Raw genomic sequence first — 5,828 nt, 5'->3', positions numbered from 1 at the left:
AAGTGAACGGCATTACCCATCAAGGGCTCTTTTTAATTTTGGCGTCGGTGCTTACTCTGTGGTTAAGCCAACTCACCTGTTTGCGAGAAAGCTTCCAATTTCGCTGCGTAAGGTTGCAGGTCACCAATGTTGTTATTTACCCACTCGTCATTGAAGTAAGTGTCTAGGTAACGCTCACCGCTGTCACATAGCAAAGTCACAATAGAACCTGTTTCGCCACGTGCTTTCATTTCACTGGCTAACTGAAGCACACCGTACATGTTAGTACCGGTTGATGCGCCAACCTTACGGCCAAGAATGTCAGACAACCAATGTGTGGTTGCGATGCTTGCTGCGTCAGGAATTTTACGCATTTCGTCAACCACACCAGGAATGAAGCTTGGCTCTGCGCGTGGGCGACCAATGCCTTCAATCTTGCTGAATGTATTGCCTTTCACGTTCGCATTGCCTGTTTGGAAGTATTCGTGGAATACCGAGTTCTCAGGGTCGACAACACAAAGCTTAGTTTCATGCTGTTGGTAGCGAATGAAGCGGCCGATAGTTGCTGAAGTGCCGCCAGTACCTGGGCTCATTACTACCCACGCTGGAACAGGGTGATCTTCCATCTGCATTTGATTGAAAATGGAGTTCGCGATGTTGTTGTTACCACGCCAGTCGGTTGCGCGCTCAGCGTAGGTAAATTGGTCCATGTAATGGCCATTAAGTTCAGTCGCTAAACGGCGAGACTCATCGTAAATTTCATCTGAGCGGTCAACAAGATGCGCTTGGCCGCCGTAGAATTCAATCTGCTCAATCTTCTTCTTCGCTGTGCATTTCGGCATTACCGCAATAAACGGCAGGCCAAGTAGGCGAGCGAAGTACGCTTCAGATACTGCAGTACTGCCTGATGAAGATTCAATGATCGTTGTTTCTGGGCCAACCCAACCGTTACAGATAGCGTATAAGAACAGAGAACGCGCTAAGCGGTGCTTTAAAGAGCCTGTAGGGTGTGTGCTTTCATCTTTAAGGTAAACATCAATGCCTTCGATACTTGGTAGATCGAGCTTGATAAGGTGCGTATCCGCTGAGCGTTGGTAGTCCGCTTCAATTTTACGAATCGCGTTGTTAATCCATTGATGGTCAGTGCACATAAGCGTTCTCCTGATCGAGTGTAGGAATTCTTTGTAATTGGTATGCTTCCAATTTAGCTAGAATTTGAGAGAAAAACTTTGCCATATTTGCTTTGTTTTGCTTAAATTGTAGAAAATTATTCTCTTTAAATGCGATTTGGTGAAAGTGTGATAGATGCCGTAGATAAAAAAATATTAGGGTTACTGCAAGAAGACAGCACCCTGTCATTGAACGATATTTCTGAAGCGGTCAATCTCACTACAACGCCTTGTTGGAAAAGGCTTAAGCGCCTCGAAGAGAACGGTATTATTGAGAAAAGAGTCGCACTGCTGAACCCGGAAAAACTGGATCTTTCCTTTACCGCGTTCGTATTAGTGAAAACCAGTGATCATTCTCATGAATGGTATGGTCGTTTTGTGAATACTGTGTCGGAATTTCCAGAAGTGATGGAGTTCTATCGCATGGCTGGCGAATATGATTATATGATGAAGGTTCAGGTTAAAGATATGAAGTGCTTTGATGATTTCTATAAGCGCTTGGTGAATAGCATTGATGGTATCTCTAATGTGACCTCGACGTTTGCGATGGAGCCATTGAAGTACACGACGGCATTGCCTCTTTAAGCTACACCTAGCTAAAGTTAACTATCGTTTCAGTTTAACTATCTTCTCAGTTTAGATCTCGCCTCTGCGATAAAGAAAAGGAATATTCATGTTTGCAAAAGTATCTACTGCTATCCAATTGGTACTGGCCGTTGCCATTTTCTATTTGGGTTACACCATCTATTCGTTTACCAATAAAGTCGGTGAAATCGTTGATACTTATCCGCAGGTGATCGAAGATTTATCCGGTCTTACCAAAGGGCTAAAAGTAGAAGAGCTATTAGCGTTTGCTGAACATGTTAATGAGCTTGCTCCTCAGGTGTTAGATACCGTTGAAGACGTCAGAAAGACCGTCGAAAAAGTGAATCAAACCGTTTCATCGGTCGATAATAAAATCCCTGCGATATTAGATGAAGTTAAAAATGTCCGAACGGAAGTCGGGCAGGTAAGAACCGATGTCATCCCGCCCACATTGACTGAATTAAAACGATACCGTGTCGATGTGATGCCACCGATGCTCGCTGAAAGTAAATCTTACCGCCAGCAAACTATCCCCACTGTTGTTGCCGAATCTGAAATGCTACGAGCGGAAGTTCCGGGTATTTTGGCACAAGCGAATTTGCTGGCAGATAAAAGTAAAGAGTTAGCTCAAGGTGCCGCAGAAGGCGCAGTGAAAGGCGTGGTGTTATCGCCATTTAATCTACTGCGAGACGCTGGTGATGGAATTAAAACTCGAGTACAAGGTGAATTCGAACCCTTGCTAGAGGCTGAATAGAGATTACGGACTGTGACGTGACAGCTTGTCGTTAGCATCATTAAAAAGAGAGGCTAGGTATCAAACCTAGCCTCTCTTTTTGTTTTCTCGTACATATTTGGGGCTTGTGAAAAGCGTTTATTCGCTATTTAGTAAAACGCATCATACCTTCTTGAACGGCAGTCGCTACTAGCTCACCTTTCTGATTAAAGATCTCGCCGCGCACTAGGCCACGAGTGTTCGCTGCCGTTGGGCTTTCAATCGCATAAAGCAGCCATTCATCCATCTTGAATGGGCGGTGGAACCAGATTGAGTGGTCAATCGTTGCCACTTGGAAGTTGGGTGTCATGATCGAAACTTCGTGAGGGTGAAGCGCCGTCACCAAGAACCCCCAATCCGATGCGTAAGCAAGCAGGTATTGGTGAATCAATTGGTTGTCTGGCATCGCGCCATTTGCTCTCACCCAAAGGTATTGTTTTGGGTCGGCTTTCTTAGGGTTAAGCGGGTTCACTATTGTTACCGGGCGCATCTCAATTGGCTTTTCGCCACAGAAAGTCTTACGCAGTTTCTCAGGCAAAAATTCAGCAATGTGGCTTGCTAACTCAGTTTCTGATGCAAAGTTCTCTGGCCCTGGGATGTTTGGCATTTCATTCTGGTGTTCAAAGCCGGGTGCATCACCATGATAAGAAGCCGTAAGATAGAAAATAGGGCGGCCATTTTGAATCGCTTTCACGCGGCGTGTACTAAAGCTGCGTCCATCTCTTAGGTTCTCAACATCGTAAATAATGGGTTTTTCAGGGTCGCCGGGAAATAGAAAGTAACTGTGGAACGAGTGAACACTGCGGTCGTCTTGAACCGTATAACGAGCAGCAGAAAGCGCTTGCCCTAATACTTGACCGCCGTATACCTGTGGCAGACCTAGGTTCTCACTTTGCCCGCGGAACAGGCCTTCCTCTAGTTTCTCTAGCTGAAGTAAATTGAGTAATTCATTTAAAGGTTGACTCATCGCCAGCATGCCTCTTGGTAAAATAGGTGTCAGATTATGGTGTTAATCATTCAGCTTAGTCAGATATCTGTCAATAAATCATAGGGTTTCGAGACAGAATATGAAAGCTCTCTTATAATTGGTGAGTAGATTTGCCGAGTCCGGCAAACATGTTGAGAGAAATTGAATATGAAAAAGGCTCTAATTCTTATTACGTCTTTAGTATCGTTTGGCCTACTTGTGGGTTGCCAAGCAACATCAGAAACCAGTGCTTCTCAGGAAGTGGTTGCAGAGAACACTCAAGTGATTTCAGGAACAGTAAGCTATCGTGAAAGAATTGCATTGCCAGAGAATGCAGTAGTGACTGTTACGCTAGAAGACATCTCACTGGCTGACGCACCATCGACCGTTATCGCGACTCAAGAGTTCACCACTGACGGTAAGCAAGTACCGTTCGCATTCGAGCTGAGCTACGACAACAACAAGATTAAAGCTAACCACCGTTACAACATGCGCGCAACGATTCACGTTGACGGCAAACTGCGTTTCACAACAGACACGATTAAGTCAGTGATTACTGACGTAGAAAACACGCAGCAAGCAGACCTACGTTTGGTTGGTGTTCGTTAAGTCGAAATCGATGCCACTGTTAAGGCATCTTGATTAGTTTGACTTAGCTAGTTGATTCGTTGACTCGCTAATTAGGTGATTAATGGCAGCTCTAGGGCTGCCATTTGTATATTCTGAGTTTAACTTTTCCCGCGTCACTCACTTCAATCCCTTCTTCTTGCAAATGCTTTTTCTGGCGATCAAACGAATCCCCTTTCAAAGAGATCTCACCTTTACTATTGATCACCCGATACCAAGGCAGTTTACTTCCTTCTGGTAGGTTACCCAGCGCTTTACCCACATGGCGCGCATAACCCGGAAATCCTGAAAAACGTGCGATGTCTCCATAAGTTGTTACTTTCCCATATGGAATTTGGTGAATCACAGCAAAGATTTGAGGCAAAAATTGGTCCATACTAAATGTTCCTAGTTCATAAATACCAATCACAGTAAGTAAGTGTTCAAAAATAGCGCAGGGAAAAAGCTTGAGAACAAGACTGCTCTTTTTGATAAGAAGTTTCGATAAATAGTTATTCTACAATCAAAAAATCTAACGAGGTTATCGAGGCTTTTAACAAGCTAGGGTGACCAGTTAATTACTACGATTGGTATGGTACCACGGATCGGTAGAAGGAGAGGGCTATGGTATTTTCAACGTTTCAGTTCTTGATCACCACATTATTAGCGGTTGTTTGCGCGAGAGCAATCAGTTTAAGTGAGGGAGATATCCCAGTACTTGCAATGGTCATTCCTGCATTATGGATTCTACCGCAGGGTGGTATCGCAGGTTTAGCTTTGCTTGCTGCCATGACCACTTACGGTCTAACCCTTCCTTTGCAACCCATCACGCTCTCTGTCAGTGTATGGGTGTTATTCCCACTATTGATGGTGGTCTTTTCAAAACGCAGCAGTTTGTCGGTCGTGATTATTTCTGGCTTGATCGTCGCAACGCTACAAGTCGGGATCATGGTGACGCAATCCGCAGGAAAGCTTGATGGCGTTCCGTGGGTTACCACACTGCAAACCTTGTCGATCATCGTGATTTGGTGGGCAGCCAATCATCTTAAACCAGCCAGTCGACACAGCTGGTGGTCATTAGGCTTAATACTTCCATTATGGATGGCCGATTTACCTTATGCCGCTTTGGTTGCTTTGTGTGTCACGGGTATCATGGCATCGATGGAAACACTCACTCGCTTGAAAACCTTCCGTTGGAATAAGCTGTTGTGTTGGACATTGCCGACTGTAGGCTTTGCGGCTTTGGTGATAACCCCAAGTATCGAAGTGCCTAGTCCCGTTTTTGTGGTGTGGTTATGTTTGTTGGGCACCGCTTGGATGACAGACTACATCCTTCGCACCGAAGATAATGAAGACATCGATATTTAGCTCTTCTGTAACCAAACCTTCCAAATGCAGGTAAATGGCGAATTTACCTGCGATTTGCGAATGGGTTGAATAAAGGATAAGCACTTAGAACGTAATTGTTCAAAAATAGGGTGGAAGGGCTTGCAATGGTTGCTGCGATGCTTAATAATCCAATCACTCTTTGAGGCGAGCCTCTTAGAAAAAGAATCTATGGAGGCTCTGGTCCTCCCGCAACACTAACTTGTGAACTCGGTCAGGCCTGGAAGGGAGCAGCCGCAGCAGGCGACGTGTGTGCCGGGATGTGGCTGGGGCTTCCACCCATTATGAAGCCTGCAATATATGTTCCTGCAAGCATCACCATTAAAAAAGCCGCTCTTAATGAGCTAATGCCGTTCGGATAAGT

General features: G+C 45.0%; 7 protein-coding genes and 1 other RNA gene. 5 read left to right on the top strand and 3 right to left on the bottom strand.

Going from position 1 to position 5,828, the window contains the following annotated elements:
- Positions 1 to 62: 62 nt before the first annotated feature.
- Positions 63 to 1,130 carry a PLP-dependent cysteine synthase family protein gene (locus AB4589_RS21080; RefSeq protein ID WP_017103198.1) on the bottom strand — a complete coding sequence of 356 codons (1,068 nt, stop codon included), beginning with the start codon at positions 1,128 to 1,130 and terminating at the stop codon, positions 63 to 65.
- Between the two features lie 129 nt (positions 1,131 to 1,259).
- Here AB4589_RS21080 and AB4589_RS21075 point away from each other — a divergent pair, with 129 nt between their 5' ends.
- Both AB4589_RS21075 and AB4589_RS21070 read left to right on the top strand, forming a co-directional pair.
- Positions 1,260 to 1,733 carry an Lrp/AsnC family transcriptional regulator gene (locus tag AB4589_RS21075; RefSeq protein ID WP_017062025.1) on the top strand — a complete coding sequence of 158 codons (474 nt, stop codon included), beginning with the start codon at positions 1,260 to 1,262 and terminating at the stop codon, positions 1,731 to 1,733.
- Positions 1,734 to 1,821: 88 nt separating this feature from the next.
- A complete protein-coding gene (locus AB4589_RS21070) occupies positions 1,822 to 2,487 on the top strand; it encodes a hypothetical protein (protein WP_102249497.1) in 666 nt (221 codons plus the stop codon).
- Positions 2,488 to 2,611: 124 nt separating this feature from the next.
- On the opposite strand, the gene tesB is transcribed toward AB4589_RS21070, so the two are convergent.
- Positions 2,612 to 3,472: an acyl-CoA thioesterase II gene (gene tesB, locus AB4589_RS21065; RefSeq protein WP_372101626.1), complete on the bottom strand. Its 861-nt coding sequence runs from the start codon at positions 3,470 to 3,472 to the stop codon at positions 2,612 to 2,614.
- A gap of 168 nt (positions 3,473 to 3,640) precedes the next feature.
- On the opposite strand from tesB, the gene AB4589_RS21060 reads away from it, so the two are divergent.
- Entirely contained in the window at positions 3,641 to 4,081 is a 441-nt protein-coding gene (locus AB4589_RS21060) for a YbaY family lipoprotein (RefSeq protein WP_009847253.1), read from the top strand.
- 91 nt (positions 4,082 to 4,172) lie between these two features.
- On the opposite strand, the gene AB4589_RS21055 is transcribed toward AB4589_RS21060, so the two are convergent.
- Complete coding sequence (locus AB4589_RS21055; RefSeq protein ID WP_009847252.1) at positions 4,173 to 4,475, bottom strand: MGMT family protein; 303 nt, start codon at positions 4,473 to 4,475, stop codon at positions 4,173 to 4,175.
- 227 nt (positions 4,476 to 4,702) lie between these two features.
- On the opposite strand from AB4589_RS21055, the gene AB4589_RS21050 reads away from it, so the two are divergent.
- Both AB4589_RS21050 and ffs read left to right on the top strand, forming a co-directional pair.
- Complete coding sequence (locus AB4589_RS21050; RefSeq protein WP_009847251.1) at positions 4,703 to 5,446, top strand: hypothetical protein; 744 nt, start codon at positions 4,703 to 4,705, stop codon at positions 5,444 to 5,446.
- A gap of 196 nt (positions 5,447 to 5,642) precedes the next feature.
- An RNA gene (gene ffs / locus AB4589_RS21045) (signal recognition particle sRNA small type) lies at positions 5,643 to 5,739 on the top strand.
- Positions 5,740 to 5,828 lie beyond the last annotated feature (89 nt).

Source organism: Vibrio sp. 10N.222.49.A3 (genome assembly GCF_041475145.1).
Taxonomy (GTDB): Bacteria; Pseudomonadota; Gammaproteobacteria; order Enterobacterales; family Vibrionaceae; genus Vibrio; species Vibrio tasmaniensis_A.
The sequence above is the reverse complement of the archived record's forward strand: the minus strand, read 5'-3'. Positions and strand labels throughout refer to the sequence as shown.

Excerpts from the sequence above, each read along its gene's own strand:
- AB4589_RS21070 (WP_102249497.1), top strand. The coding sequence starts at position 1,822 with ATGTTTGCAAAAGTATCTACTGCTATCCAATTGGTACTGGCCGTTGCC.
- AB4589_RS21055 (WP_009847252.1), bottom strand. The coding sequence starts at position 4,475 with ATGGACCAATTTTTGCCTCAAATCTTTGCTGTGATTCACCAAATTCCA.
- AB4589_RS21080 (WP_017103198.1), bottom strand. The coding sequence starts at position 1,130 with ATGTGCACTGACCATCAATGGATTAACAACGCGATTCGTAAAATTGAA.
- AB4589_RS21050 (WP_009847251.1), top strand. The coding sequence starts at position 4,703 with ATGGTATTTTCAACGTTTCAGTTCTTGATCACCACATTATTAGCGGTT.
- AB4589_RS21075 (WP_017062025.1), top strand. The coding sequence starts at position 1,260 with ATGCGATTTGGTGAAAGTGTGATAGATGCCGTAGATAAAAAAATATTA.
- AB4589_RS21060 (WP_009847253.1), top strand. The coding sequence starts at position 3,641 with ATGAAAAAGGCTCTAATTCTTATTACGTCTTTAGTATCGTTTGGCCTA.
- tesB (WP_372101626.1), bottom strand. The coding sequence starts at position 3,472 with ATGAGTCAACCTTTAAATGAATTACTCAATTTACTTCAGCTAGAGAAA.